The sequence below is a fragment of the Mitsuaria sp. BK041 genome (assembly GCF_014193085.1).
Taxonomy (GTDB): domain Bacteria; phylum Pseudomonadota; class Gammaproteobacteria; order Burkholderiales; family Burkholderiaceae_C; genus Roseateles.
Genome location: NZ_JACHYT010000001.1, coordinates 1,067,101 through 1,093,480, shown reverse-complemented (window position 1 = coordinate 1,093,480; position 26,380 = coordinate 1,067,101). Strand labels below are relative to the sequence as shown.

Genomic DNA, 26,380 nt, shown 5'->3' with positions numbered 1-26,380 from the left:
GCGCGTGGCCAGATCGTTCCGCCTCTCTTCGGCTCTCATCGGCCCTCTCGGCGTTTTCCCTGATTTCTCGACGATGCGTCGCCTGACGACGATCGCGCTCTGCGCGGCGCTCGGCTGTGTCGCTGCATCGGCGCAGGAGGGCCCCGCCCCCGCGCCAGCCCCCACTTCTCTTTCCGCATCCGCGCCCACGTCGCACGCGTCTGCTGCCGCGCGCGCCACCGCTCCCGGTGTGCTGGTCGCCAATGTGAACTGGGCGTCGCTGAGCGCTTCCCAGAAGGAAGCCCTCGCACCCCTGTCGAAGGAGTGGGACCAGCTCGACGGCGCCCGCAAGGGCAAGTGGCTGGAAATCGCCGCCCGCTATCCGACGCTCCCCACCGAGCAGCAACACCGGCTGCGCGAACGGATGGTGGAGTGGACCCGCATGTCGCCCGCCGAGCGCCAACGCGCGCGCATCGGCTACCAGCATGCCGGCGAACTGCGCGCACCCGAGCAGGAATCGAAGCTGCGCGAGAAGTGGGACGCCTATCAGGCCCTGCCCGCCGAGAAGCGCCAGCGCCTGGCCGAACGCGCGGCCGAAAAGGCCTCGGCCGCCGGCCGTGAGGCGCCGGCTTCCGCCGTCTCTCATCGCGCCAAGGCGCCGATCCAGCGCGCGCCGCTGACCGCCGTCACCGGCCCCACCATCGTCCAGGCGCTGCCCGGCGCGACGACGGTGCTGATGACGCAGCGCGCCGATCCACCGCTGCCCGGCGCCAGCGCGGCGCCCGGCCGCCCGCTGCGCGCCCCGAGCGAAGCCGGTCTCGACCCGCACACGCTGCTGCCTCGCCGCACCGGGGCCAGCCGCTAAACTCGCCGGATGACCTCCGCACCCGCTGCCGGCGGCGACGCACCGCCCGGCCTGATGCGCCGCCTCGCGTCCTTCATCTATGAAGGCGTCGTCCTGTTCGGCGTCGTCTTCATCGCCGGCTGGCTGTATTCGACGCTCACCCAGCAGCGCAACGCGCTGGTCGGCACCCAGGGCCTGCAAGCCTTCCTGTTCCTGATCCTGGGCATCTACTTCATCTGGTTCTGGTCGCGCGGCGGCCAGACGGTGGCGATGCGCGCCTGGCACTTGCGGGTCGTCGACGCCCAGGGCCGACCGCTCACGCAGGCGCGCGCCACGGCGCGCTACCTTGCCGCCTGGCTGTGGTTCCTGCCGGCGCTGGCCAGCGTCCACCTGCTGGGACTGGACCGGAGCACCGGCGCCATCTTCGGCGCGATGTTCGCTGGTGTGGCGGGCTACGTGCTGCTGGCGCGGCTGCATCCACAGCGGCAGTTCCTGCACGACGTCATCTGCGGCACGCGCCTGATCACGCAGCTGCCGCCACCACGCGCGAAGAAGCGCGCCGCGCCGCAGCCGGCCGATTCCTGATCCCCTGCCCCTCCCGACGATGAGCAACCCCCACAAGGGCCGCACCGGCCTGGACCGCATCCTGCACGCCGCCGGCTACTCCTGGGCCGGACTGCGCGCCGCCTACGTCGGCGAAAGCGCCTTCCGCCAGGAAACCTGGCTGACGATCATCGGCACGCCGCTGGCGTTCTGGCTGGGCCGGGACTGGGTGCAGGTCGCGCTGCTGCTGGGGTCGCTGATCCTGGTGCTGATCGTCGAGCTGCTCAATTCGGCGGTCGAGGCGGCGATCGACCGCGTCTCCTTCGAGCTCCACGAGCTCAGCAAGCGCGCCAAGGACATCGCCAGCGCGGCCGTGCTGTTGTCGCTGGTGCTGGCGGGCGGGATCTGGCTCGCGGCGATCTGGCAGCACTTGCGCTGAGACGCTCCGATCCAGCGCGCGAAATGAAAAAGGGCGGGACGCCGATCGGCGTCCCGCCCCTTCTTCATTCAGGGGTCCCGAGACAAGCCCGGACGGTCAGACCGCCGCTTCGTCCTGTTCGCCAGTGCGGATGCGGATGACCTGCTCGACGGCGGTGACGAAGATCTTGCCGTCACCGATCTTGCCGGTCTTGGCGGCCTTCAGGATGGCATCGATGCAGCGGTCGACCTCGTCGTCCTTCACCACCACCTCGACCTTCACCTTGGGCAGGAAGTCGACCACGTACTCGGCGCCGCGATACAGCTCGGTGTGTCCCTTCTGGCGGCCGAAGCCCTTCACTTCGGTGACCGTCAGGCCGGAGGCGCCGACCTCGGCCAGCGCTTCACGCACTTCGTCGAGCTTGAACGGTTTGATGATGGCGGTGATCTGTTTCATCACGAGGCTCCGAGAGAGGGTTTCTGGCAGGCAAGACTGGCTGTGATTTAAGCACGGATCTTTTGGGATGGCCCCCTCGGTTGAAGAAGGGAGACATCGCCCGCTCCGTCAATCCGGGATGCGGTCCAGGTCCGCGAGCCAGACCGCCGGCTCGGAATCGCTCGGCGCGCGCCAGTCCCCACGCGGCGACAACGATCCGCCGCTGCCGACCTTGGGCGCGTTGGGCACGCAGCTGCGCTTGAACTGGCTGCCGCGGAAGAAGCGGCTCACGAAGATCCGCAGCACCCGCTTGATCTCCGCCAGCGGGTATTCATTGCGCCGCACATGCTCGCCGTCGGGCCAGTCGCCTCGCGTCCGGTCGCCCCACGCGTGCCGCGCCAGGAACGCGATCTTCGTGGGCGAGTAGCCATGGCGGATCGTGTAGAACAGGTTGAAATCCTGCAGCTCGTAGCGGCCGATCCGGTCCTCGGTGCTCTGCAGGCCGGACCCCTCGGCGGCCGCGTCCTGCGGCACCAGCTCCGGGCTGATCTCGGTGCCGAGAATGTCGAGCAGCACATCACGCCCGGCATGGCCGAGCTGCTCGGTCTCCGCGACCCAGCGCACCAGGTACTGGATCAGCGTCTTGGGCACCGACGCATTCACGTTGTAGTGCGACATGTGGTCGCCCACGCCGTAGGTACACCAGCCCAGCGCGAGTTCGCTGAGATCGCCCGTGCCCAGCACCAGCGCGCCGGTGTGGTTGGCCAGCCGGAACAGGTGGCTGGTGCGCTCGCCGGCCTGGACGTTCTCGAAGGTGACGTCGTAGACCGGCTCGCCCTTCGCGTACGGGTGGCCGAGGTCCTTGAGCATCTGCTCGCAGCTGGGACGGATGTCGATCTCGCGGGCCTCGCAGCCGATCTCCCGCATCAGGCGCAGCGCCTGGTCCCGGGTGCGGCTACCCGTCGCGAATCCCGGCATCGTGACGCCCAGGATGTTCGACCGCGGCCACCCCATCTGGTCCATCGCGCGCGCGGCGACCAGCAGCGCATGCGTCGAGTCCAGCCCGCCCGAGATGCCGACGACCAGCTTGTGGATGCCGCTCGAAACCAGCCGCTGCACCAGTGCCTGGACCTGGATATGGAAGACCTCGTTGCAGCGCTCGTCGCGGCGCTGCCGATCGGCGGGCACATACGGGAAGCGCTCGACGCGGCGGCGCAGCGGCAGCGGCTGCGCGCGGTCCAGGCCCAGTTCGAACTCGACGGTGCGGAAGCCCTTCAGCAGCGGCGCGTGGTGGCGCACCGAGTCGCCGAAGCTGGTCTGCCGCATGCGCTCGCGCGACAGCCGTTCGAGGTCGACATCCGCCGCCACCAGCTGCGAGCGGCGCTGGAAGCGTTCGCTCTCGGCGAGGAAGCTGCCGTTCTCGTAGACCAGCGCCTGACCGTCCCAGGCCAGGTCGGTGCTGGACTCGCCCGCGCCGGCCGAACTGTAGACATAGGCCGCCAGGCAGCGGGCCGACTGCTGACCGACCAGTTGGTGCCGATAGCCCGACTTGCCGACCGTGATGTTGGAGGCCGACAGGTTGACAAGCACCGTCGCACCGGCGAGCGCCGCATAGGACGACGGCGGGATCGGCGTCCAGACGTCCTCGCAGATCTCGACATGCAGGCGCAGCAGCGGCAGGTCGCTGGCGGCGATCACGATGCGGGTCCCGAAGGCCACCCGCTGGCCGAGCAGCGTGATCTCCTCGGAGATCGCCTCGTCGGCGGCGTTGAACTGGCGGGCCTCGTAGAACTCGCCGTAGTTCGGCAGGTAGGTCTTGGGCAGCACCGCCAGCAGGCGGCCGCGCTGGAACACGACGGCGCAGTTGAACAAGCGGTGCTCGACGCGCAGCGGCAGGCCGACGATCGCCACCGTGGGCAGGTCCTTGGAGACGGCCAGCAGATGCGCCAGCGCGGCCTCGCAGCCGTCGAGCAACGGGCGCTGATGGAAGAGGTCGTCGCTGGTGTAGGCGGCCAGTCCCAGTTCCGGGAACGCGGCGATCGCGGCGCCGTCGGCCGCCGCCTCGCGCAGCAGCTGCGCCGTCTGCTCGCCGTTGAAGGCCGGATCGGCGACGCGGCACAGCGGCACGCCGACCGCGACGCGGGCGAAGTCATGGGTGTAGAGGTTGTCGAAGGACGGGCCGGCGTGGGCGGCCGCGCTTGGAGTGGAAGGCGTCGTCGCTTGCATGGGGCTCATCCTGCCATCAAAGCGAGGGCTTTGAGCTTGCCCCTAAGATTTGCCGCGCATGACCGCGCCCTCGCCCCCCTCCCCGTTCCCCCCATCCTCCCCCGCGTCCCCCCCGCCGTCCTCCCCCGTGGCCGCGCCGGACGCGGACGCCGCGCCGGGCCCGGCCGCCGGTCGCACCGCTGCCGAGACGCCGCACGCCGCACAGCCGCTGATCCGGGTCGACGACGATCCCGCCGCGTTGCCTCGCGACCAATGGAACGCGCTGCTGGCAGCTTCCCCCTGGCCGTCGCCCTTCATGAAGCTCGAGTACCTCGAGGCGATGCAGGCGTCAGGCTCGGCGGTGGCGAGCAAGGGCTGGCAGGCGCAGTTCCTCAGCGTGTGGGAGGGCGACACGCTGATCGCCGCCTGCCCGGCCTACCTCAAGGGGCACTCCTATGGGGAGTACGTCTTCGACTGGGCCTGGGCCGATGCCTACGAGCGCCACGGCCTCCCCTACTACCCCAAGCTGCTGGTCGCCGTGCCCTTCACGCCGGTGCCCGGCAGCCGGCTGCTGGCCCGCGACGACGCAGCCCGCGCCTGGCTGGTGAAGGCGCTGCGCGCGCTGACGGCGCGCTCCGAACTGTCGTCGGTGCACGTGCTCTTCGGCGACGAGCAGGACCAGCGCGCGCTCACCGGCGACGACTGGCTGGCGCGGCAGCAGGTGCAGTTCCACTGGACGGGGGACGGCCAGCCGCGCGCCTTCGCCGACTACCTCGCGACGCTGCAGCGCGAGAAGCGCAAGAAGATCCAGCAGGAACGGCGCAAGGTCGCCGAGGCCGGCATTCGCTTCGAGACGCTGCGCGGCGCCGCGATCACGGCGGCGGACTGGGACTTCTTTTACGAGTGCTACACGCTCACCTACCTGGCCCACCGCAACAGGCCCTACCTGACGCGCGACTTCTTCGCGCGCATGGCGACGGACATGCCGGCGCACTGGCTGATGTTCGTGGCCCGCGACGATCAGGGCGAGCGCGTCGCGGCCTCGCTGGTGGCGATCGACGAATCGCAGCGCGCCGCGTATGGGCGCTACTGGGGCTCGACGCGCTACATCCCGCACCTGCATTTCGACGCCTGCTACTACCAGCCGCTGGCCTGGTGCCTGGAGAACGGCTGGCGCCGCTTCGAGGGCGGCGCGCAGGGCGAGCACAAGATGGCGCGCGGACTGATGCCGGTGGCGACGCATTCGGCGCACTGGCTGGCGCATCCGCAGTTCCGGGAGGCGGTCGCCGATTTCCTCCAGCGCGAGGGCCAGGCGATGGACGAGTACATCGACGAGCTGGAGCGGCATCAGCCGTTCAAGGCCGTCGGCGGCTGAGCGCGGGGCGATCGCGGAACGCGCGCGAACCGGCCGCGCAATGAAAAGCGCCCGGTTGAATCGGGGCGCTTCCTGCGTCGAGGCCGCGGACCGCCGCGCTGGGCGGCGGCCGCGGCAAGCGGGCCTCAGCCCTGCTGTGCCTTCGCGTAGTTGGCCAGGCCGTCGGTGATTTCCTTCTTGGCGGCCTCGGGGCCTTCCCAGCCCTTGACCTTCACCCACTTGCCGGCTTCCAGGTCCTTGTAGTGCTCGAAGAAGTGCTGGATCGCCTTCAGGCGCATCTGGTTGATGTCCTCGGGCTTGGTCCAGTGCTCGTAGATCGGCAGGATCTTGGTCGTCGGCACGGCCAGCAGCTTGGCGTCGCCGCCGGCTTCGTCGTCCATCTGCAGCACGCCGATGGCGCGGCAGGTCACCACCACGCCGGGGGTCAGCGGGAACGGCGTGATCACCAGCACGTCCACCGGATCGCCGTCATCGGCCAGCGTCTGCGGGATGTAGCCGTAGTTGCAGGGGTAATGCATGGCCGTCGTCATGAAGCGGTCGACGAACAGCGCGCCGCTTTCCTTGTCGACCTCGTACTTGATCGGGTCAGCGTTCATCGGGATCTCGATGACGACGTTGAACTGCTCGGGCGCCTTCGCGCCGGGGGTGACTTTGTGCAGGCTCATGGTGGTGGACGGCGAGTGAATCCGGGGAAATCCGGGAAAACCGCGATTCTAGAGGGTCGCCTGAACCGGCACTGACGCAGCGCCGCCCACCCGCATTCGCGGGGGGCGATCACCCCCAAGGGGTGGCCTGGCCTCCCGGCAGGCTCGTGCAGAATCCGCCCGCCCGTGTGTCGAGGCCGGCACACCAGCGAAACAAACAAGACAAGACGTCCGCGTCACGCGCGGACTGGCGAGGGATTCCCGATGGTTCGAATGAATGGCGTCCGCGCGTCCACCTGGGTCGCGCGGCTGGCAATGCTTGCGCTCGTCGCGCTGCTCACCGCCTGCGGCGGCGGCGGGGGCGGCGGAGGCGCCGATGCCGGCACGCCGCCGCCACCGCCGCTGGGCGTGACCATCTCCGGCGTGAGCCCGGCCGCGACGCTGGCCGGCGGCAGCATCAAGTTCACCAGCGCGCCCACCGGCGGCCAGCCGCCCTACCGTTACGACTGGGCCTTCGGCGACGGCGGCACGCTCAGCGGCGCCAACGCCGGCGCGGTCGCGGACCACGTCTATGCCAGCGCCTCACCGCGATATTCGATCCTGCTCACGGTGACCGACGCCGCCGGCAAGACCGCCCAGGCCTCGACCTCGGTGACGGTGGAGGACGCGTCCGGCCTGAACGTGGTCACCACCAACGGGGGCGTTTTCTCGGTCGGTCAACAAGTCGCGCTGTGGCCGTCCAGCTACCCGCTGACGCCGGTGCGCTACGACTGGGACCTCGGCGACGGACGCACCGCCCAAGGCCAGGATCCCAAGGCCGTCTACACCGTCAAGGGCCAGTACACCGTCGCGCTGGTCGCCACCTATGAGAACGGCATCCAGCGTCGCGCCAGCACGACGATCAATGTCGCCGTCGACGCACCGACGCTGAGCGTCTCCACGCCGACCACGATCTATCTGGAATACGCCACCCCGGTGACCTTCTCGCCGGCGCTCGAGACCGGCGACAACGTGACGCTGGAGGTCGATGGCCAGCCCTTCGCCTGGTTCGGATCGGGCATCAGCCAGGCCTGGTTCAAGAAGAGCGGCAGCTACGAGGTGAAGGCCACGCGTCGCAACTCGACCGGCGCGACGGCGGTGGCCACCTTCTCCGTCACGGTGAAGGAGCCCACCCCGCCGTCCGGGCTGACGCTGGCGGTGACGCAGAGCACGGTCAAGCCGGGCGAGGCCAGCGCCTCGGTCTACCTGTTCGCCACCACCGGCAACGACGGGACCGACCCCAGCAACGCCATCTCCAAGTTCCGGTGGGAATTCGGCGACGGCACCCCCGACGCGGACAACTGGAGCAGCGTCACCCATGCCTTCCCGGCGGTGGGGACCTACACCGTCAAGGTGACCGGCACGAACCGCTATGGCCTGAGCTCGACCGCCACCGGCACGATCAGCGTCGGTCCTCGCCAAGTGCTGCGACAACTGGCCGGCGAAAGCGTCACCGCGACGCGGACCGACGGTCCCGCGCTGCAGGCCCGCTTCATGGCGCCGGACCGACTGGCCTTCGACGCCGCCGGCAATCTCTTCATCGGCGACGCCGGCAACGCCGCGGTACGCAAGCTCACGCCGCAAGGCACCGTCTCGACGATCAAGCTGCGCTTCGACCATTGCGGCTACTGGGGCGACAGCGTCAGCGCGCAACTGGCGCCGCATGGCGCCGGCTCGCTGGACCTGTTCATGAACTGCGGCGGCCTGCAGCGCTTCGACGCCAGCGGTGCACTGCTCGCCAGCGACGCCTCGGCCTACGCGCCGGTGGGCAGCGACCTCCGGATCTCGGGCATGGCCCGCGCGCCCGATGGCGCGCTGACCTTCTCGGGCTCGCATGTGCTGCGCCGGCTCGAGACCGACGGCACCGTCACCTACCTGGCCGGCGTGCTGGACACCTCGGGCGGCGCCGATGGCAAGGGCATCGCGGCGACCTTCAACGGCGCCTACAGCATCGGCTACGACGCGGCCGGCTCGCTCTACGTGGCGGAGTGGTACCGCATCCGCAAGGTGGGCGCGGACGGCACGGTCTCGACCGTGGCGGGCCGCCTCGAGAACGGCCTGATGCATCACGCCACGGACGGCCAGGGCCCCGCCGCCGACTTCACCTACATCCGCGACATCGCGGTCTCGGCCGACGGCACGGTCCATGTGCTGCAGCAGGACGGGACGATCCGCCGGGTCTCGCCCGCGGGCGTCGTCACGACGCTACCGGCCGCGGCGGACGCGAACCTGCGCGCGATCGCGGTCGCGCCGGACGGGACCGTGGTCGTGGCGGACGGTTATCGCCACCTCATCCTGCGCGTCAATGCCGACGGGTCGACCACCACGCTCGCCGGCGTGCCGCCCGCCTTCGCGCGCATCGACGGTGCGGCGAACGACGCGACCTTCTGGGGCGCCTCCGGGGTCGCGCAGGGACCCAGCGGCGCGCTCTACGTCGCCGACGGCATGAACCACGCGCTGCGCAAGATCGCGCCGGACGGCCAGGTGACGACGCTGGCGGTGTTCTCGAGCAACTCGGTGCAGGTCTACGGCACGACGCCCTTCCGGCGCTCGATTCCCCGCCTGGGCGGCGTCGCGGTGGACGACCAGGAGAACGTCTACGTCGCCGACGCCTTCATGAACGTGATCCGCAAGGTGGCGCCGGACGGCACGCAGACCGTGCTGGCCGGCCAGGAAGGCTCGATGGGCTACGCCAACGGCACGGCGGCGCAGGCGCGCTTCTACTCGCCGCTGGGCGTGGCGGTGGACGCGGCGCGCAACGTCTACGTGGCCGACTTCAATCACGCGATCCGCAAGATCACGCCGGCGGGCAACGTCTCCACGATCGCGGGCGTCGGCGGTTTCGCCAACTTCCAGGACGGCACCGGCAGCAGCGCCTACTTCAACTTCCCGAGCCATCTCACGGCGGCCCCCGACGGCACGGTCTACGTCTCCGACTACGGCAACCAGCGGATCCGCAAGATCACCCCGGCCGGCGAGGTGTCCACGGTCGCGGGGCGCAGCGCCTACCTGTGCAGCGCCGAGGGTCCGCTGGGCACCAATTGCGTGGAGGGGCCGATGGGCCTGGCGCTGGACCCGGTCAACGGCGAGCTCTACATCGCCGGCTATTTCGGCGTGCTGCGCCTGCGCGGCGACGGCTGGCTGGAGAAGGTGATCGCATCCGACAACTTGCGCCGCACGCAGGTCGGCACCCTGCCCGCCAACCTGAACACGGTGGACGGCATCGCCGTGCTGGCGGACCGGCAGCTCGTCATGACCAGCGGCAATGCGGTGATGGCCACGGGCTTCCAGCCCTGATCCGCGGCGGCGATGGCGCGGCCGGGAAACCGGCCGGGCGACTCAGGTGGTGAGGCTGTGCGCCGGCCGCTCGCCGGCCAGCGCCTGGGCCAGGCTGTCCAGCACCATCTGCCCCATCGCCGCGCGCGTCTCCTCGGTGGCGCTGGCGCGGTGGGCCTGCAGCATGACGTTGTCCATGTCCAGCAGCGCCGGCGGCACGTTGGGCTCGTCCGCGAAGACGTCCAGGCCGGCACCGGCGATGCGCCGCTCCTGCAGCGCGCGGACCAGGTCCGCCTCCTTCACCAGCCGGCCGCGCGCGACGTTGATGAGGAAGCCGCGCGGGCCCAGCGCGTCCAGCACCGCCGCGTCGATCAGGTCGCGCGCCTGGTCGGCGGCGGCGCAGACGATCAGCGCGTCGCTGTCGCGGGCGAGCTGCACCAGGTCGGCCTCGAAGGCCCAGGCCACGCCGGGGATCTCCTTCAGGTCGGTGTAGCGCACCGGGCAGCCGAAGGCGCCGACGCGCTCCGCCACCGCCCGGCCGACGCGCCCCAGCCCGACGATGCCCACCCGCATGCCGCTGACGCGGCGCGCCAGCGGCAGCGCCCCCGGCTGCGGGAACTTCGGCCACAGGCCGCCGCGCACGAAGCGGTCGACGGCGCCGAGGTGGCGGCAGGTCGCCAGCAGCAGGCCCAGCGCCATGTCGGCGACGTCCTCGGTCAGCGCGCCGAAGGTGCCGGTCACCGGCAGGCCGCGCGACCGGGCATAGGCCAGGTCGACCGCGTCGGTGCCGACGCCGTTCACCGCGACCACCTCCAGGGCCGGCAGCCGCTCCATCAGCGACCTCGAGATGCCGGTGTGGCCGCCCGTGATGACGCCGCGCATCGCGGCGCCGTGCGTCGCGATGTAGGCGTCGGGGTCGGCCTGCTCGAACAGGCGGTGCATCGTGTACAGCTCGTCCAGCCGCGCATTGATCGACGGCACGAGGATGGGGTTCAGTTGCAGGATGTGCGGCTTCATGGCGCTCTCTTCGGGATGACGGATGGGAGGCGATGGGGAACGGGCGGCCGGGCCGCGCGCCTCATTCGGGCTGGATGCCGGCGGCCTTGATGACGGCGCCCCAGCGCCGGTACTCGGCCGCCTGGAAGCTCGCCAGCTCGGCCGGCGTCGAGGTGAAGGGCTCCATGCCGTTCTGCTCGACGAAGCGTCGCACCGGCTCGGCGGTCATGGCCTTCTGCATCAAGGCGTTGAGGCGCTCGACCACCGACGCGGGCGTGCCGGCGGGCGCGTACACGGCGTTCCAGTAGCTGATCTCGTAGCCGGGCAGGCCGGCCTCGGCGATCGTCGGCAGGTCCGGGACCAGCGGGGAGCGCCGGGGACTGCTCACGCCCAGCGCCTTCAGCTTGCCGGCCTTGACCTGCGGCAGGCTGGTGGTGAGGTCCACGATCATCAGGTCCACCTGGCCGCCGACCAGGTCGACCATCGCCTGCGGATTGGCCTTGTACGGCACATAGGTCAGCTGGGTCTTCGTCATCTGCTGGAACAGCTCCGCCGCGACGCGCGCCGACGAACTGCCCGCGCCGAAGGTCAACGGCTGCTGCTTCGCGATCGCGCTGAGCTCGGTGACGTTGCGGGCGGCCACCCGCGGATGCGTCACCAGCAGCAGGTAGCCCTTGACCAGCGCGCCCACCGGCGCGAAGTCCTTCACCGGGTCGTAGGCCAGCTTGCGGAACAGGTGGGGATTGGCGGCCTGGGTCGTGTTGGTGGTGATGAACAGCGTGTAGCCATCCGCCGCCGACCGCGCCACCGCCTGGGCCGCGATGCCGCCGCTGGCGCCGGCCTTGTTCTCGACGACCACCGGCACCTTGGTGGCGGCGGTGATCTCCGCGCCGATCGCGCGGGCCAGGCCATCGGTGGTGCTGCCGGGACTGGAGCCGACCACGATCGTGATCGGCTTGGACGGATAGGCGCTGGCGGCGGCGGCCGGGCTCTGCGCCCAGGCGGGGAGCGAGGCCAGGCTGGCCGAACTCAGCAAGGTCAGCGCGGCCAGTCGGCGCGCGGGGTTCATGCGGGTCATGCGGTTGTCTCCGTTGGGGGTGGGCATGAGGTCGGCACCGCGAGGATTTCTGAACGACCCTCGTCGATGTCGCGTGGACTCATGCTGCGGGCCCGCCACCGCATCGTCAATATTGATCATCAAGATCAATTCAAATCGCTGGCGCCGATGGAAAGAAGGCGTTTGTCTCGACGCGAGCGCTTGGACACGCCTGATGTTGACGATTACATTGACGACCTCGACGACGCGAACCCCCGCCCCGCATGACCACCTGGATGACCCTGGACGAAGCGCGCGACGCCCTCGACGTGCGCGCGCAGACGATCTACGCCTACGTCAGCCGGGGCCGGATCGGCGTCAGCCCCGATCCGGCCGACTCGCGCCGCAGCCTCTACCGCGCCGAGGACGTGAAGGCGCTGCTGCGGCGCAAGGAGACCGGGCGCACGCGCGAGACGCTCGCGGCCACGACGCTGTTCGGCGCCGAGCCCAGCCTGCCGACGGCGATCTCGACCTTCTCCGGCGGGCGGCCCTTCTACCGTGGTGTCGACGTCGTGGAGCTCGCGGCGACGGCGACGCTGGAGGACGCCGCGCAACTGCTGTGGAACCTCGAGCAGGCGCCCGGCTTCCCGAGTCCCGTGGGCGTGCCGGGATCGCCGGCCGCGTCGGCGCTGGACGTGGTGTCCGCGCTGCCCGTGGGCCGGGCCCGGGCGTTCGCCGAGCTCGCCGCGCTGACCGCGACCGGGCACTCGACGCGAGGCCGCCTGCCGCGGGTGCTGGTCAACGAGGCCGCCGGCCTGGTGGGCCGCCTCGCGGTCGCCTTCGGTGCCTCGGCAGAAGACGACCGGCCGCTGCATGAGCGCCTCGCGCGCGGGTGGGGATTGCCGAAGCCCGTTGCCGCGCTGCTGCGCAAGACGCTGGTGCTCGCGGCCGACCACGAGATCACCAGCTCCGCGTTTTCCGCCCGCATCACCGCGTCGACCGGCGCCTCGTTGCCGGCCTGCCTGCTCGCGGGCCTGACCACCTTCTCCGGTCCGCTGCATGGCGACGCCTCCGGGCGCGTGCGCGCGCTGTTCGACGAGGTCGAGCGCGAAGGCGCCGACGCGGTGGTGGACCGCTACCTCGCCGCCGCGATGCCGCTGCCCGGCTTCGGCCACCCCATCTATCCGGACGGCGACCCGCGCGCCGCGGCGCTGATGGACGAGTTCAAGCCGCCGGCCGCGATCGCGCGCCTGATCGAGCGTGTGGTGGCGCTCACCGGCCTGCCGCCGTCGATGGACGTGGCGCTCGCGGCGCTGGTCGCGCGTTACCGGCTGCCCGCCGACGCGGCGTTCGCGATCTTCGCGATCGCACGCAGCGTGGGCCTGCTCGCGCACGCGATGGAGCAGTTGGCCGTCGATTCGGTGATCCGTCCGCGCGGTCGCTACATCGGCCCGAGCGCGGCCCAGGCGCCCGACCCGCGCAAGGCCCGCCGGAAACGGTGACGGCGCCAGGCGTAACGGCGCGGACGATGACGACACCGCGCGACCGATGAAGGCCGCGTAAAGCCTACCGACGGGGCACGGGCCGTGCCCGGGGCCAGTCCTTGCCCCGGCTTCAGCGTGCCCATCCCGCAAAGCCTGACACTCGCCTTGCAAAGCCCTGTGATCCGCTGGTAAACGCTCATGCCATGCGGTATTCACGGCCTTAGCATGGGTCGACGGACTGTTGCTGTTGCGTGCGCGCAGGCCCGGCGCCCGCTGGATGGAACGTCTTCACAGGATGGCGATCAGCGAGAGGAGACACACACATGTCGACGAGTTTGGCGCTGTACTTCGTGCTGGCCTGCGGGCTGGCGGCGGTGCTCTACGGCTTTATCCAACGTAGCTGGATCCTGAGCCAGGATGCCGGCAACCCGCGCATGCAGGAGATCGCCGGGGCGATCCAGCAAGGCGCCGCGGCCTACCTGGCGCGCCAGTACCGCACCATCGCCATCGCCGGCGTGGTGCTGGGCGTGCTGATCGGCGTGGCGCTGGACTGGAAGACCGCCCTCGGTTTCCTGGTCGGGGCGGTGCTGTCCGGGGCCTGCGGCTTCATCGGCATGAACGTCTCGGTGCGCGCCAACGTGCGCACCGCGCAGGCGGCGACGCAGGGCATGGCGCCGGCGCTCAATGTCGCCTTCAAGGGCGGCGCCATCACCGGGATGCTGGTGGTCGGCCTGGGCCTGCTGGGCGTGGGCCTGTTCTTCATGTGGGTCAGCCAGAACGGCACCCACGCCGACAGCCAGACGCTCAAGCCGCTGCTGGGCCTGGCCTTCGGCTCGTCGCTGATCTCGATCTTCGCGCGGCTGGGCGGCGGCATCTTCACCAAGGGCGCCGACGTCGGCGCCGATCTGGTGGGCAAGGTCGAGGCGGGCATCCCCGAGGATGACCCGCGCAATCCCGCCGTGATCGCCGACAACGTGGGCGACAACGTCGGCGACTGCGCCGGCATGGCGGCCGACCTGTTCGAGACCTACGCGGTCACGCTGATCGCGACGATGGCGCTGGGCGCGCTGACCTTCGGCGGCATGTCGATCGCGGCGCTGATCTACCCGCTGGTGCTGGGCGGTGCGTCGATCATCGCGTCCATCATCGGCTGCGGTTTCGTCAAGGCCAGCCCCGGCATGAAGAACGTGATGCCGGCGCTCTACAAGGGCCTGGTGGTGGCCGGCGTGCTGTCGGCGATCGCGTTCTGGTTCATCACCCGCGCACTGTTCCCGCAGGACCTGACGCTGCCGGGCGGCCAGACCATCGGCGCGAACGCCCTCTTCTTCTCCTGCCTGGTCGGCCTGCTGCTGACCGCGGCGATGGTGTGGATCACCGAGTACTACACCGGCACCGACTACAAGCCGGTCCAGCACGTGGCCCAGGCCTCGACCACCGGCCACGGCACCAACATCATCGCGGGGCTGGGCGTGTCGATGCGCTCGACGGCCTGGCCGGTGCTGTTCGTCTGCGTCGCGATCCTGGTCGCGTTCAAGCTGGCGGGGCTCTACGGCATCGCGATCGCGGCGACGGCGATGCTGAGCATGGCCGGCATCGTGGTGGCGCTGGACGCCTACGGGCCGATCACCGACAACGCCGGCGGCATCGCCGAGATGGCCGAGCTGCCCGACAGCGTGCGCGACATCACCGACCCGCTGGACGCCGTCGGCAACACGACCAAGGCGGTGACCAAGGGCTACGCGATCGGCTCGGCGGGCCTGGCGGCGCTGGTGCTCTTCGCCGACTACACCCATGCGCTGGAGCAGCAGGGCCTGAGCGTCAGCTTCGACCTGAGCAACCACATGGTGATCGTGGGGCTGTTCATCGGCGGTCTGATCCCCTACCTCTTCGGCGCGATGGCGATGGAGGCGGTGGGCCGCGCGGCCGGCTCGGTGGTCGAGGAGGTCCGGCGCCAGTTCCGCGACATCAAGGGAATCATGGAAGGCACCGGCAAGCCCGAGTACGGCCGCGCGGTGGACATGCTCACCGCGGCGGCGATCAAGGAAATGATCGTGCCCTCGCTGCTGCCGGTGGTCGTGCCCATCGTGGTCGGCCTGGTGCTCGGCCCCGCCGCGCTGGGCGGCCTGCTGATGGGCACCATCGTCACCGGGCTGTTCGTGGCGATCTCGATGTGCACCGGCGGCGGCGCCTGGGACAACGCCAAGAAGTACATCGAGGACGGCCATCACGGCGGCAAGGGCAGCGACGCCCACAAGGCCGCGGTGACCGGCGACACGGTCGGCGATCCCTACAAGGACACGGCCGGCCCGGCGGTCAACCCGTTGATCAAGATCATCAACATCGTCGCGCTGCTGATCGTGCCGCTGCTGCCGGCGGTCGGTGTCGGCGGACCGGCGGCCGGCGCCCATGTGCCGCCCGCGGCCAGCGCGCCGGCGGCGGACACCGCGACGCCTCCCGCGGTGCCCGACGCCGTCGCCAGCGGCCCGATGGAAGCGGCCAGCGCGGCCTCCACGCCCTGACGGGGCGGGGGCCGCACGCGCCTCCGTGAAAACGCTGAGAAAAACAGCCCCGCGAGGGGCTGTTTGCGCTTTCGGCGCTCAGGCGCTCGCGGCAGAATCGGCGCTCATACCTCCATCGTCCAGGGACTCCGCTCAACATGCTCAGCCAGGCCATCACGCCGCGCGAATTCGAACGCCGCCGCGAGCAACTGGTCGAGCTCCAGCGCTTCCTGGCCTCGCAGGAAGCCGACTACGCCGAGTGCCGGCAGCGGATGCAGCGCTTCGTCGACCGTTACGTCGCCGCGCTGGGGCCGCTCTACATGGAGCTGGACGCGCTGGAATCGCAGCTCTACTGCGCGATGCGCTACTTGCACGAGGCGCTGGCCCGCAACGGCCTGGACACCCGCCCGCCCGAATCCCCCCGCGCCACCGCGATGCCGCAGCTGCCGGTGCTGCCCGCCGGCGCGCCCTTGCCGGTGGAGCCCGAGGGCGGCCTGGTCCAGGTCGGCCCGCCGCCGCTCAAGACGCTCTACCGCCGCGCCGCGAAGCGGCTGCATCCGGACCTGGCGCCGGACGATGCCGAGCGCGCCCGGCGCGAACGCAAGATGGCCGAGGTCAACGAGGCCTACGCGAGCGGCGACCGCGGGCGGCTGGAAGCGCTGCTGCTGGCCGCGGGCGAGAGCCTGGTGAAGGTGCGCGGCGGCGACGCCGACGCGGTCATGGAATGGCTGCGCAACGCGGAGCGCGCGGTGCAGGGCCGGCTGCGCGTGGTGCAGGCCCATACCGCCCTGCTCAAGAACCACACGATGCATGCGCTCGGCGAATCGATCGAGCGCGCCGAGAAAAAGGGCCTCGACCCGCTGGGCATCATGGCCAACCGCCTGCGCGCCCAGATCACCGAGCGCCGCCAGGAGCTCTACATCGGGCAGCGCCTGCAGCCCGAGTCCAGCATGGCCGAAGCCTTCCTGCGCCAGCGCCAGCGGCGCCTGGGCGGCGGCATCGCGGCGGTCTGAGCCTTTCTCCCGCGAGGCGGAACGGGGCGCCGGCGAGCGCGTGCCCCACCTGCGCCGTCCCGCTCCGAAGACGGGGTTGGGCGAGGCTCAGCGGCGGCCGCGTGCCGGCGTGGGCCGCGGCGACAGGCTCGCCGCCCACGTCGCGATCTCCGGCGCCAGCGCATCCACGGCCGCCGCGGTCGCCTTGACGGCGCCCTCGGCATTGCCGCCCGCCGGCTCGGTGCGGTCGAACGCGCGCTGCGATCCGTCCTCCGCCGTCGCCATCAGGCGCACCTGCACCTCGCTGCGCGACGCGTTGGAGAAGCTCTGCAGGCTTTCCTCCAGCTCCAGCGTGACGCCGATCACCACTTGCGGATCGGCGCCCGGCGCGACCGGCGCGCGCGCGATCTGCTGGCGCAGCCGCGTGGCCACCAGCACCGGCAGCGGCGCCGCCCAGCGCGAGTCGCGGTAGACGCGCCGCGCGTACGGGTCGGCGTCCGCGAGCCGGTAGGCGATGCCGGTGCCCTGCAGGGTCTCCGGCGCGGTCACCGCCTGCAGCTCGACGCGCTTGGCCAGCGGCGCCTGCGCCGGCCAGGCGGGGACGGGACCGAGGTCCCGCTGCGTCGGCGCCGGCGCGCGGCTGCCGCAGGCCGCCATCAGCACGACGGCCAGCGCGGCGGCGCCGATCGTCCAGGCGCGGCGCACGCTGCCGGTGCGAGGGAGTTCTGTGCGTTCGATCATTTCTTCGCTCCCGCCTCGAAGCCGGATTCGCCAGGGCCGGGTTCCGCCGGCCGGGGCCCGAGGATCAGGCTTTGCGGCTGGTCGCCGATGTTCTGCGCCGCGCGCTCCAGCGCCCGCGCGGCCTGCGACAGGTCGTCCAGCACCGCGCGCTGGCGCGGCTTGTCCGCCGAGCCGACCAGCGACAGCTCCACGCGCCGGAGCGTGCGCTGCAGCTGCGCGGCCGCATCGCCCAGTTGGTCGATCGCGACGGCCTTGCCCTTGTATTCCTCGACCAGCGCGCCGCCCTGCTTCGCGAGCGTGTCCACGTTGCCCAGGGTGTTGCGCCCGGCGACCACCAGCCCGTCGGTGTTCTTCACCAGCGCGGGCAGCGCCTGCGCGGTCGGGCGCAGCTCCCTGACCAGCGCGTTGAGCTCGCCCGAGGCCTCGTTCAGGTGGGCCAGCGTCTGCGACAGCTGCTGCTGATTGCCGTCGCTGAGCACCTTCTGGATCCGGTCCATCGTCGCCAGCGCGCTGGCCGCCAGCTTCGGGCCGACGTCCTGCAGCTGGTCGAGGAAGCCGGGCGCCAGCGGGATGCGCCGCGTCTGCAGCACGCTCTGCCGCGGATCCGCCGGCTCCCTGCCGTCGTCCAGGTCGATGAAGGACAGCCCGGTGATGCCCTGGTAACCGAGCTTGGCCTGCGTGCCCGGCGCGATCGGCGCGTCCGAGTCCACCTCGATGTCGACGAGGATCTGGCGCGGCTGCGCCGGGTCGAAGCGGATCGAATCCACCTTGCCGATCTGCACGCCGCGCAGCTTCACCGGCGCCTTGACGTTGAGCCCCGGCACGCCGGAGGCGGCGACCACGGTGAAGGTCTGCGTGTCGCCGCGGTCGCCGCGGAACCACAGCACGATCACCACCAGCGCCGCGCCCAGCAGCAGCACGAACAGCCCGGTGGCCAATGCATGCGCCTTGTTTTCCATGTGCCCGCCCGAATCCTCTTGTCGTTGTCCTGGTGAAGCCCACCGCCCCCGCGTTCAGGCGGCCAGCTCGTCCCGGTGATGCAGCGCGTCGCGGTAGCTGCGCAGGTTGTCCGCGGCGCAGCGCTCCGCATGCCCGAGGAAGAAGTTGCGGATGAACGGATGCGGCTGGTTCACCACCTGCTCCAGCGGCCCGTGCGCGATCAGGTGCTGGTCCGCGAGCACCGCCACGCGGTCGGCGATCGCGAACAGCGTGTCCACGTCGTGGGTGACCATCACCACCGTCAGCGCCATCTCGCGCTTGAGGCTCTCGATCAGCTGCACGAAGCCCTTGGAGCTCGCCGGGTCCAGGCCCGCGGTCGGCTCGTCCAGGAACAGCAGCTGCGGATCCATGATCAGCGAGCGCGCCAGCGACACCCGCTTGACCATGCCGCCCGAGAGCTCGGCCGGCATCTTGATGCCGTCCTCCGGCTTCAGGCCGACCTGCTGGAGCTTGGTCATGACCAGCTCCGCGATCAGGTCCTTGGGCAGGCTCTTGAGCTCGCGCAGCGGCAGCGCGATGTTGTCGAACACGGTCAGCGCGGAGAACAGCGCGCCCTGCTGGAACAGCACGCCCCAGCGGTGCCGCACCCGCGCCAGGTCGGTCGCCTCGCACTTGCCCAGCTTCTGGCCGAAGACCAGCACCTCGCCCTCGCTGGGCCGCTCCAGGCCCAGCATCAGGCGCAGCAGCGTGGTCTTGCCGCTGCCCGAGCCGCCGATGATGCCCAGCACCTCGCCGGCCGTGACGGTCAGGTTCAGGTCCTTGTGGATGCGCACGCCGCCGAGCACCGTGCCCACATGGCGCACCTCGATCACGGGATCGCCGGCCTGGACCTCCAGCGCGTCGACCGCTTCGGCCGGACCGGGTTCGATGCACTCGTTCATTGCTTCAGTCCCACGTCGGAGAACATCACCGCGAAGATCGCGTCCACGATGATGACCACGGTGATCGCGCTCACCACCGAATCGGTGGTGCCGGTCCCCAGGCTTTCGCTGTTGGGCTTGATCCGCAGGCCGAAGTGGCAGGCGACGAACGCGATCATCAGCCCGAACACCGCGGACTTGGACAGCCCCAGCCACAGGTTGGCCACCGGCACCGCGGCCGGCAGGCCCTGCAGGAACTGCACGTAGTCCAGCCCCAGCGTCGCCCGCGCGGCCACCATGCCGCCCAGCAGCACCATGCAGCTGGTCCAGGTCATCACCAGGGGCAAGGACAGTGCCAGCGCCGCCATCTTGGGCAGCACCAGCCTGATCGTGTGGGAGATGCCCATCACCGACAGCGCGTCCAGCTCCTGCGTCACCCGCATCACGCCCAGCTGCGCGGTCATCGCCGAGCCGCTGCGCCCGGCCACCAGGATGGCCGCCAGCAGCGGTCCGAGCTCGCGCCAGACGCTGATGCCCAGGATGTTGATGACGTAGATGTCGGCGCCATAGCTCTGCAGCTGCTTGGCGGTCAGGTAGGACAGCGTGATGCCCACCAGCACGCCCACCAGCGCGGTGATGCCCAGCGCCTGCGCGCCGCTGCGGTACAGGTGCGCGGAGATGTCCTTCCACGCGATCAGGTTGGGATGGCGCGCCAGCGTGCCCAGGTCGCGGGTCACCTGCCCCAGCAGCGCGACCGCGTCGAGCAGGTGGCTCGCCAGGTTCAGCAGGCCCTGCCCGAACTGGCGGACGTTCTGGATCCGCGGCGGTCGCGCCGGCTTGCCCTGCTTGCTGCCCAGGCGCGCGAACAGCGCCTGGAACATGTCCTTCATCGGCGCCTGCGGCCAGCGCAGGTCCTCGGGCTGGCGGCGCCCCCAGGCCTGCCACAGCAGCAGCGCGCCGGTCGGATCGAGCCGCCGCACCGCGCTCAGGTCCCAGGAGACGTTCGCGGTCGGCACCTCGCCGAGCTCGCCCCGCAGCGCCTCGACCCGCTCGCGCAGCGCGAGCAGCGTCCAGTCGCCCTCCAGCCGCGCCCGCACGCGGCCGCCTTCACCGGGCTCGCGCAGCAGGCGCGGCGACGGGTCGGTGGCGTCGGGGGAATCCAGGGGGGCGTCCATTGGGGTCAGAGCATAGCCGCGCGGGGGCGGTCCGGTGAACTCGGCGGACAGGAGATCGCCCAGTCAGACAAGACGCTGCCGCAGCCGCTCCAGATAGGTGCGGCTGCAGGGCACGCGGCTGCCGTCGCGCAGGCGCAGGTGGGCATCGCCGGACTCGGTGGGCTCGATGGCCTCGATCAGCCGCAGCCGCACCAGGTAGCTGCGATGGACCCGCACGAAGACCGCCGGATCGAGGCGCTGCTCGAACGCGCCCAGGCTGCTGCGCAGCGGGTAGTCGTGGGACTGGCGATGCAGGTTGACGTAGTTGCCGCAGGCCTGCACCCACTCGATCTCGTCCACCGGCAGCAGGAATTCGTTGCCGAGCTTCTTCACCAGCAGGCGCTCGGGCAGCGCGGCAGGCGCAGGCGCGGGCTCGCTGCTGGGCGCCGGTGCGGGCCCGCTGTCGGGCGCAGGGACTGGCACGCTCGCTTCGCCTTGCCAGCGCCAAACGAACAAGCGGTAGGCGCCAGCGATCAGCAGGATGAAGGCATAGCTGCGCACGTCCTTGAGGGCCTCGTAGGCCAGCTCGAGCGGCCAGTCGCCGAAGTCGTAATGCGCGTCCTGCGTCGCATAGGCCAGTTTGCGCAGCGTCACCATGCCCAGGACATGCGCCAGGCTGGTGATCAGCGAGAACAGCAGGTGCCATGGCAGATGGCGGCGCAGCTGGCCCCAGCGCAGCGGCCGGGTGTCGGCGGCGCGCAGGATCCAGGGAATCAGGATCAGCCAGAGGATGGCGCTGGAGAACTCCCAGACCGCCGGCTCCCACGCCTTGAAGGCGAGACCGGCGCGGCGAATGTCGAGGTTGGTGGTGATCGTGTTGGCGATCGCGGAGCCGAGCAGCAGCAAGGCCCAGGCGCCGCGCTCCATCCAGCGCCGATGGGTCAGGTACAGCCGCAGCCACTTGTCCTCGGTCATGGCGGCGCAGTGTAGGCGGGCGCGGCGCGGTGGCGGCCGATCGCCGCCCCTGGGACGGGGCGGATCGTCACCGCGCGGGGGCGGCTCGTCACATTCCGACGCCGCGCCCGGCCCCGGCACCGATGCTGGCCGCCATGAACACCCCCTCCCCCGCCCTCCCCCGAACGGGGTCGCCCCTCGGAGCGCCCCTTGGATCGTCCCGCCTGACCGAACTGGACTGGCTGCGCGTGATCGCCTTCGCGCTGCTGATCCTCTACCACTCGGGCATGTTCTACGTGAGCTGGGATTGGCATGTGAAGTCGCCGCGGCTCGTCCCGGCGCTCGAGGCCTGGATGCTGTGGCTCAACCCCTGGCGGATGTCGCTGCTGTTCGTGATCTCGGGCGCGGCGACCGCCTTGATGGCGGAACGCGCGGAGCGCCCCGGCGCGCTCCTCGCCACCCGCAGCCAGCGCCTGCTGCTGCCGCTGCTGTTCGGGATGGCGGTGATCGTGCCGCCGCAGGCCTACCTCGAGGTGGTCGAGAAGCTCCATTACAGCGGCAGCTACCTGGATTTCCTGAAGCTCTATTTCCAGGCGTACCACGGCTTCTGCCGCGGCGACGACTGCCTGGCGCTGCCGACCTGGAATCACCTCTGGTTCCTGCCCTACCTCTGGACCTACACCGTGCTGGTGCTGCTGGCGCTGATGCTGCCCGGGGGGCGCCGAGTGCTCGCGCATCCGGCATGGGGGCGGCTGGTGGCCGACGGCCGGCTGCTCTGGGTGCCCTGGCTGGTCTTCGCGCTGCTGCGCCAGCACCTGCTCGAGCGCTTTCCCACCACCCACGACCTGCTCCACGACGGCTACCAGCATGGCGTGTACGCCGCGATGTTCCTGCTGGGCTTCGCGTTGTTTGGCTCGCGCGACGACCGGCACGGGGCCTGGGCCGCCGCGCGCCGCTGGCGCTGGGCCGCGCTGCTGGGCTACATCGCCGTGCAGGGCCTCTCGGAGGCGATCGTGAGCGCCTGGCGTCAGGCCCATGGCGAGGACTTCCCCGAAGCGCTGCTGATGGCGCTGCGCGCGCTCAACGCCGGCAAGCAATGGCTGCCAATCGTGGCAATGATGGGCTTCGGTCGGCAGTGGTTCGCCGACCGCGATTCGCCAATGCTGCGATGGCTGACGCTGGCGGTGTTCCCGTTCTACCTGGTCCACCAGACGGTGACGGTCATCGCGGGCCACCTGCTGGCGCCGCTGCACTGGCCGCTGGCGCTGGAAGCGTTCGCGCTGGTGGCGATCACCGCGCTCGGCTGCCTGCTCGCCGCGCTCGTGGCGATGCGCGTGAATGCGCTGCGGCCTTGGATGGGTCTGGGGCCCTCGGGACGCTCTGCCCCCTTGGATCCTTTGAACCCTTCGAAGCGCAAGCGCCGGAAAGCAAAAAGCCCGGCACCTTGCGGTACCGGGCTTTCCGATTCTTCTTATTAATGGTCGGGGTGGCGGGATTCGAACTCGCGACCCCTTGCACCCCATGCAAGTGCGCTACCAGGCTGCGCTACACCCCGACGAAGCCTCAGATTCTATACGCAATTTTGCGGCTCATGCAAGCAAACTCTCTCGAATCGCCAACAGCTCGTCGCGCACCTGCTCCAGCGTCAGCTTCTCGAGCGACACCGTGGTGTGCGCCGCGCCGTCGGCGAAGTCCGCGGCGAGCGCGCGCGACGCTTCGCGGTGATCGCGGTAGGCCTCGAGCTGCGCCGATGCAAGCGCTTCCGCGCGGAACTCCTGCGCGTTGGCGGCATGGCTGCCGGCATCGGTCAATTGATTGCGCGCGCCGCTGATCGTGAAGCCCTGGTCGTAGAGCAGATCGCGGATGCGGCGGATGAGCAGCACCTCATGGTGCTGGTAATAACGCCGGTTGCCCCGCCGCTTCATCGGCTTGAGCTGCGTGAATTCCTGTTCCCAGTAACGCAGGACATAGGGCTTCACGCCGCACAGCTCGCTCACCTCACCGATGGTGAAGTAGCGCTTGGCGGGAATGGCGGGAAGCTGGACGTCCATGGGGATCAGCGGCTCCGGCGGCGGCGGGAAGGGTCAGACTCTACTCGAAGTCACTGCCCGTCGGCGTGTTGCCCTGGACCGCTTCTTTCAATTTGTGACTCGCATGAAACGTCACGACGTTGCGGGCCTTGATGGGGATCGCTTCGCCGGTGCGCGGGTTGCGGCCGGGTCTGGGCGCCTTGCGCCGGATGTTGAAGTTGCCGAAGCCCGACAGCTTCACCTCGCGGCCGCTGGACAGGCTCTGATGAATGATGTCGAAGAAGGCCTCGACCATGTCCTTGGACTCGCGCTTGTTCAGGCCGAGCTTGTCGAACAGCAGTTCCGCCAGCTCGGCCTTGGTCAGCGTGGGCGTCTCCAGGCTGCCGAGCAGCACCCGCGCCTGCTCCTTCAGATCGTCATCGTTCATCGACATCCTCCCCTCCCCCTCAGCCCCGCAGGCGCGCGCCCAGGCGTTCGCCCAGCTGCGTCACCACCTTCGCCACCGCCTGCTCGATGCGTTCGTCGGTCAGCGTGTTCTCGTCATCGAGCAGCTCCAGGCGCACGGCCAGGCTGCGTTCGCCCGCCTGCAGCTCCGCCGTCGGCTGGGCGGGCTTGAAGACGTCGAACAGACGCGCCGAGCGTACCAGGGCTTCGCCGCTGGATTCGATCGCCCGCATGAGGGAGGCATAGGTCACCTGCTCATTGACGATCAGCGCCAGATCGCGTTGCACCGCCTGCAGGCGCGGCACGCCCTGGCCCTGCGGCAGCGTGCGCGCCAGCACCGCGTCCAGCGACAGCTCGAACAGCACCGGCGCCGACGGCAGTTCGTAGCCCTGGCGCCACTTCGGATGCAGCTCGCCGATCACGCCGATCTCGACGCCGTCCAGCAGCACACGGGCGCTGCGGCCCGGATGCAGCGCGGGATGGGCAGCCGCTTCGAAGCTCAGCGCGCGCGGCGCGAACAGCGCTTCGAGGTCGCCCTTCACATCGAAGAAGTCGACGGCACGGTCCTTCTGCGCCCATTGCTGCTGGTCCGCCGGCCCCCAGGCCAGGCCGGCCAGGCGCATCGGCTGCGCGATGCCGGCGATCGTGGTGTCGCTTTCCTGCACCGAGGCGTCGCGCAGGAACACGCGGCCGATCTCGAACACGCGCACGCGCGGCGCCTTGCGCGACAGGTTGTTGCGCAGCACCTGCACGAGCGAGCCCATGAGCGACGTGCGCATCACCGCCAGCGGCGCGGCGATCGGGTTCAGCAGCTGGATCGGGTTGGCGTTGCCGGCGAGCTCCTGCTCCCAGCGCGCCTCGACGAAGCTGAAGTTGATGGTCTCGAAGTAACCCAGGCCGGCCATCGCGTGACGCAGCGCGTGCGTCGCGCGGCGCGATTCGGTGCGCACCTTGCCGACCACCGGCGCCAGCGGCGGCGTCGACGGCAGCTTCGGATAACCCAGCACGCGGATGACTTCCTCGATCAGGTCCTCCTCGATCTGCAGGTCGAAGCGGAACGACGGCGGCGTCACCGTGATCACGCCCGGCGCCGACGTGAAGGCCAGGCCCAGGCGCTGGAACACGCCTTCGCAGTCGGCCTGCGTGACCGGCATGCCGATGACCTTGGCGGCGCGCTCGACGCGCAGCGCGACCGGCTTGCGCTCGGGCAGTTGCGTGGTCTGGTCGTCCATCGGGCCGCACGTCGTTTCCGGGCCGCCGCAGATGGACAGGATCAGCTGCGTGATGCGCTCGATGTGATCGACGGTGCCGGCCGGATCGACGCCGCGCTCGAAGCGGTGGCCGGCGTCGGTCGAGAAGTTGTAGCGGCGCGAGCGCCCCATCACCGCCTTCGGCCACCAGAACGCGGCCTCGACATAGATGTGCTTCGTGTCGTCGGAGACGGCGGTGGCGTCGCCGCCCATGATGCCGGCCAGCGACTCGACCTGCTCGCGATCGGCGATCACGCCGACCTGCTCGTCGACCTCGATGGTGTTGCCGTTGAGCAGCTTGAGCTGCTCCCCCTTCCTGCCCCAGCGCACGATCAGTTCGCCATGGATCTTGTCCAGGTCGAAGATGTGGGACGGGCGGCCCAGCTCGAACATCACGTAGTTCGAGATGTCCACCAGCGGCGACACCGAGCGCTGGCCGCAGCGGGCCAGGCGGTCGACCATCCACTGCGGGGTCTTGGCCTTCGTGTCGACGTTGCGGATCACGCGGCCCGAGAAGCGTCCGCACAGGTCCGGCGCCTCGATGCGCACCGGCAGCTTGGCGTCGTTGGCGACGGCGGCGGGCTGGATCTCCGGCGCGATCAGCGGCGCGCCGGTCAGTGCGGCCACTTCACGGGCGATGCCGTAGACGCTCAGCGCGTGCGCCAGGTTCGGCGTCAGCTTCAGCGTGAACAGCGTGTCGTCCAGGTTCAGGTGCTTGCGGATGTCCTCGCCCAGCGGCGCGTCCGCGGCCAGCTCGAGCAGGCCGCCATGGTCCTCGGACAGCTTCAGCTCGCGGGCCGAGCACAGCATGCCGAAGCTCTCGACGCCGCGCAGCTTGCCCTTGCCGATCTTGAAGGGCTTGCCGTCCTCGCCCGGGGGCAGCTCGGCGCCGATCGTGGCCAGCGGCACGCGGATGCCCACGCGCGCGTTCGGCGCGCCGCAGACGATCTGCAGCAGCTCGGGGCCGCCGGCGTTGACCTTGCACACGCGCAGGCGGTCCGCGTCGGGATGCTGCACGGCTTCGACGATCTCCGCCACGACGATGCCGTGGAACGGCGGCGCCACCGGGCGCAGCTCTTCGACCTCCAGGCCGGACATGGTCAGCAGCTCGGCCAGTTCTTGCGTGTTCAGCGCGGGATTGCAGAAGGCCCGCAGCCAGCTCTCAGGGAATTGCATGTGTTTCT

The 26,380-nt window shown here is 70.4% G+C and carries 23 protein-coding genes and 1 tRNA gene; 10 read left to right on the top strand and 14 right to left on the bottom strand.

The features are described from left to right. The first annotated feature begins 4 nt into the window (after nt 1-4). The 3 genes from FHT38_RS04755 to FHT38_RS04745 are packed head-to-tail and all read left to right on the top strand — an operon-like array spanning nt 5 to nt 1,805. Nucleotides 5-844: a DUF3106 domain-containing protein gene (locus FHT38_RS04755; protein WP_141225220.1), complete on the top strand. Its 840-nt coding sequence runs from the start codon at nt 5-7 to the stop codon at nt 842-844. 9 nt (nt 845-853) lie between these two features. Next, nucleotides 854-1,408, top strand: a complete 555-nt coding sequence (locus FHT38_RS04750; protein ID WP_147243032.1) for an RDD family protein — start codon at nt 854-856, stop codon at nt 1,406-1,408. Between the two features lie 19 nt (nt 1,409-1,427). Continuing rightward, nucleotides 1,428-1,805, top strand: coding sequence for a diacylglycerol kinase (locus FHT38_RS04745; RefSeq protein WP_099861024.1), 378 nt, complete (start codon nt 1,428-1,430; stop codon nt 1,803-1,805). A 96-nt stretch (nt 1,806-1,901) separates the two neighbouring features. Here FHT38_RS04745 and FHT38_RS04740 read toward each other — a convergent pair whose 3' ends face one another. Both FHT38_RS04740 and FHT38_RS04735 read right to left on the bottom strand, forming a co-directional pair. After that, the gene (locus FHT38_RS04740; protein WP_091722727.1) at nt 1,902-2,240 is read right to left on the bottom strand and encodes a P-II family nitrogen regulator; all 339 of its coding nucleotides are present in this window, start codon (nt 2,238-2,240) and stop codon (nt 1,902-1,904) included. A gap of 108 nt (nt 2,241-2,348) precedes the next feature. Beyond that, nucleotides 2,349-4,445 carry an NAD(+) synthase gene (locus FHT38_RS04735; RefSeq protein WP_091722722.1) on the bottom strand — a complete coding sequence of 699 codons (2,097 nt, stop codon included), beginning with the start codon at nt 4,443-4,445 and terminating at the stop codon, nt 2,349-2,351. A 127-nt stretch (nt 4,446-4,572) separates the two neighbouring features. Between FHT38_RS04735 and FHT38_RS04730 the strand changes: the two genes are divergently transcribed. Then, nucleotides 4,573-5,799 (top strand): GNAT family N-acetyltransferase, encoded by a 1,227-nt coding sequence (locus tag FHT38_RS04730; RefSeq protein WP_310737346.1) that lies wholly within the window; start codon nt 4,573-4,575, stop codon nt 5,797-5,799. 125 nt (nt 5,800-5,924) lie between these two features. Here the strand turns inward: FHT38_RS04730 and ppa are convergent, their stop codons facing one another. Beyond that, nucleotides 5,925-6,464 carry an inorganic diphosphatase gene (gene ppa / locus FHT38_RS04725; protein ID WP_091722714.1) on the bottom strand — a complete coding sequence of 180 codons (540 nt, stop codon included), beginning with the start codon at nt 6,462-6,464 and terminating at the stop codon, nt 5,925-5,927. A gap of 252 nt (nt 6,465-6,716) precedes the next feature. On the opposite strand from ppa, the gene FHT38_RS04720 reads away from it, so the two are divergent. Beyond that, nucleotides 6,717-9,779: a PKD domain-containing protein gene (locus tag FHT38_RS04720; protein WP_183490332.1), complete on the top strand. Its 3,063-nt coding sequence runs from the start codon at nt 6,717-6,719 to the stop codon at nt 9,777-9,779. A 42-nt stretch (nt 9,780-9,821) separates the two neighbouring features. Here FHT38_RS04720 and FHT38_RS04715 read toward each other — a convergent pair whose 3' ends face one another. Then, nucleotides 9,822-10,775 (bottom strand): 2-hydroxyacid dehydrogenase, encoded by a 954-nt coding sequence (locus FHT38_RS04715; RefSeq protein ID WP_183490329.1) that lies wholly within the window; start codon nt 10,773-10,775, stop codon nt 9,822-9,824. Between the two features lie 61 nt (nt 10,776-10,836). Continuing rightward, entirely contained in the window at nt 10,837-11,823 is a 987-nt protein-coding gene (locus FHT38_RS04710) for a tripartite tricarboxylate transporter substrate binding protein (protein ID WP_183492390.1), read from the bottom strand. Nucleotides 11,824-11,898: 75 nt separating this feature from the next. Between FHT38_RS04710 and FHT38_RS04705 the strand changes: the two genes are divergently transcribed. The 4 genes from FHT38_RS04705 (at nt 11,899) to FHT38_RS04690 (ending at nt 16,785) form a co-directional block, all read left to right on the top strand. Then, a complete protein-coding gene (locus FHT38_RS04705; protein ID WP_183490325.1) occupies nt 11,899-12,078 on the top strand; it encodes a hypothetical protein in 180 nt (59 codons plus the stop codon). After that, nucleotides 12,075-13,292, top strand: coding sequence for a citrate synthase family protein (locus tag FHT38_RS04700; protein ID WP_183490322.1), 1,218 nt, complete (start codon nt 12,075-12,077; stop codon nt 13,290-13,292). Before FHT38_RS04705 ends, FHT38_RS04700 begins: the two co-directional genes overlap by 4 nt. A gap of 305 nt (nt 13,293-13,597) precedes the next feature. After that, a complete protein-coding gene (locus FHT38_RS04695) occupies nt 13,598-15,793 on the top strand; it encodes a sodium-translocating pyrophosphatase (protein WP_183490319.1) in 2,196 nt (731 codons plus the stop codon). A 137-nt stretch (nt 15,794-15,930) separates the two neighbouring features. Then, complete coding sequence (locus tag FHT38_RS04690) at nt 15,931-16,785, top strand: J domain-containing protein (protein WP_183490316.1); 855 nt, start codon at nt 15,931-15,933, stop codon at nt 16,783-16,785. A gap of 87 nt (nt 16,786-16,872) precedes the next feature. On the opposite strand, the gene FHT38_RS04685 is transcribed toward FHT38_RS04690, so the two are convergent. From FHT38_RS04685 to FHT38_RS04665, 5 genes are all read right to left on the bottom strand, one after another. Further along, nucleotides 16,873-17,505: an ABC-type transport auxiliary lipoprotein family protein gene (locus FHT38_RS04685; RefSeq protein WP_183490313.1), complete on the bottom strand. Its 633-nt coding sequence runs from the start codon at nt 17,503-17,505 to the stop codon at nt 16,873-16,875. Then, nucleotides 17,502-18,464: an MlaD family protein gene (locus tag FHT38_RS04680; protein WP_183490310.1), complete on the bottom strand. Its 963-nt coding sequence runs from the start codon at nt 18,462-18,464 to the stop codon at nt 17,502-17,504. The genes FHT38_RS04685 and FHT38_RS04680 overlap by 4 nt, the downstream gene beginning before the upstream one ends. Before the next feature lie 54 nt (nt 18,465-18,518). Further along, nucleotides 18,519-19,385 (bottom strand): ABC transporter ATP-binding protein, encoded by an 867-nt coding sequence (locus tag FHT38_RS04675; RefSeq protein WP_091722684.1) that lies wholly within the window; start codon nt 19,383-19,385, stop codon nt 18,519-18,521. Next, entirely contained in the window at nt 19,382-20,539 is a 1,158-nt protein-coding gene (locus FHT38_RS04670) for an ABC transporter permease (RefSeq protein WP_183490307.1), read from the bottom strand. The genes FHT38_RS04675 and FHT38_RS04670 overlap by 4 nt, the downstream gene beginning before the upstream one ends. Before the next feature lie 63 nt (nt 20,540-20,602). Continuing rightward, nucleotides 20,603-21,493 (bottom strand): LytTR family DNA-binding domain-containing protein, encoded by an 891-nt coding sequence (locus tag FHT38_RS04665; RefSeq protein WP_183490304.1) that lies wholly within the window; start codon nt 21,491-21,493, stop codon nt 20,603-20,605. Nucleotides 21,494-21,627: 134 nt separating this feature from the next. Here FHT38_RS04665 and FHT38_RS04660 point away from each other — a divergent pair, with 134 nt between their 5' ends. Further along, on the top strand, nt 21,628-22,950 hold the full coding sequence (locus tag FHT38_RS04660; RefSeq protein ID WP_183490302.1) for an acyltransferase family protein: 1,323 nt from the start codon (nt 21,628-21,630) through the stop codon (nt 22,948-22,950). Here the strand turns inward: FHT38_RS04660 and FHT38_RS04655 are convergent. The 4 genes from FHT38_RS04655 to pheT form a co-directional block, all read right to left on the bottom strand. Next, nucleotides 22,951-23,027, bottom strand: a tRNA-Pro gene (locus tag FHT38_RS04655). A gap of 34 nt (nt 23,028-23,061) precedes the next feature. Continuing rightward, on the bottom strand, nt 23,062-23,523 hold the full coding sequence (locus FHT38_RS04650) for a MerR family transcriptional regulator (RefSeq protein WP_091722670.1): 462 nt from the start codon (nt 23,521-23,523) through the stop codon (nt 23,062-23,064). Nucleotides 23,524-23,563: 40 nt separating this feature from the next. Further along, entirely contained in the window at nt 23,564-23,929 is a 366-nt protein-coding gene (locus FHT38_RS04645; protein ID WP_091722666.1) for an integration host factor subunit alpha, read from the bottom strand. 19 nt (nt 23,930-23,948) lie between these two features. Further along, nucleotides 23,949-26,372, bottom strand: a complete 2,424-nt coding sequence (gene pheT / locus FHT38_RS04640) for a phenylalanine--tRNA ligase subunit beta (protein ID WP_183490300.1) — start codon at nt 26,370-26,372, stop codon at nt 23,949-23,951. Between the last annotated feature and the right edge of the window lie 8 nt (nt 26,373-26,380).

Coding starts and splice junctions, on each gene's coding strand:
- FHT38_RS04750 (WP_147243032.1), top strand. CDS start 854: ATGACCTCCGCACCCGCTGCCGGCGGCGACGCACCGCCCGGCCTGATG.
- FHT38_RS04745 (WP_099861024.1), top strand. CDS start 1,428: ATGAGCAACCCCCACAAGGGCCGCACCGGCCTGGACCGCATCCTGCAC.
- FHT38_RS04740 (WP_091722727.1), bottom strand. CDS start 2,240: ATGAAACAGATCACCGCCATCATCAAACCGTTCAAGCTCGACGAAGTG.
- FHT38_RS04735 (WP_091722722.1), bottom strand. CDS start 4,445: ATGCAAGCGACGACGCCTTCCACTCCAAGCGCGGCCGCCCACGCCGGC.
- ppa (WP_091722714.1), bottom strand. CDS start 6,464: ATGAGCCTGCACAAAGTCACCCCCGGCGCGAAGGCGCCCGAGCAGTTC.
- FHT38_RS04720 (WP_183490332.1), top strand. CDS start 6,717: ATGAATGGCGTCCGCGCGTCCACCTGGGTCGCGCGGCTGGCAATGCTT.
- FHT38_RS04715 (WP_183490329.1), bottom strand. CDS start 10,775: ATGAAGCCGCACATCCTGCAACTGAACCCCATCCTCGTGCCGTCGATC.
- FHT38_RS04710 (WP_183492390.1), bottom strand. CDS start 11,823: ATGAACCCCGCGCGCCGACTGGCCGCGCTGACCTTGCTGAGTTCGGCC.
- FHT38_RS04705 (WP_183490325.1), top strand. CDS start 11,899: ATGTCGCGTGGACTCATGCTGCGGGCCCGCCACCGCATCGTCAATATT.
- FHT38_RS04700 (WP_183490322.1), top strand. CDS start 12,075: ATGACCACCTGGATGACCCTGGACGAAGCGCGCGACGCCCTCGACGTG.
- FHT38_RS04695 (WP_183490319.1), top strand. CDS start 13,598: ATGTCGACGAGTTTGGCGCTGTACTTCGTGCTGGCCTGCGGGCTGGCG.
- FHT38_RS04690 (WP_183490316.1), top strand. CDS start 15,931: ATGCTCAGCCAGGCCATCACGCCGCGCGAATTCGAACGCCGCCGCGAG.
- FHT38_RS04685 (WP_183490313.1), bottom strand. CDS start 17,505: ATGATCGAACGCACAGAACTCCCTCGCACCGGCAGCGTGCGCCGCGCC.
- FHT38_RS04680 (WP_183490310.1), bottom strand. CDS start 18,464: ATGGAAAACAAGGCGCATGCATTGGCCACCGGGCTGTTCGTGCTGCTG.
- FHT38_RS04675 (WP_091722684.1), bottom strand. CDS start 19,385: ATGAACGAGTGCATCGAACCCGGTCCGGCCGAAGCGGTCGACGCGCTG.
- FHT38_RS04670 (WP_183490307.1), bottom strand. CDS start 20,539: ATGGACGCCCCCCTGGATTCCCCCGACGCCACCGACCCGTCGCCGCGC.
- FHT38_RS04665 (WP_183490304.1), bottom strand. CDS start 21,493: ATGACCGAGGACAAGTGGCTGCGGCTGTACCTGACCCATCGGCGCTGG.
- FHT38_RS04660 (WP_183490302.1), top strand. CDS start 21,628: ATGAACACCCCCTCCCCCGCCCTCCCCCGAACGGGGTCGCCCCTCGGA.
- FHT38_RS04650 (WP_091722670.1), bottom strand. CDS start 23,523: ATGGACGTCCAGCTTCCCGCCATTCCCGCCAAGCGCTACTTCACCATC.
- FHT38_RS04645 (WP_091722666.1), bottom strand. CDS start 23,929: ATGAACGATGACGATCTGAAGGAGCAGGCGCGGGTGCTGCTCGGCAGC.
- pheT (WP_183490300.1), bottom strand. CDS start 26,372: ATGCAATTCCCTGAGAGCTGGCTGCGGGCCTTCTGCAATCCCGCGCTG.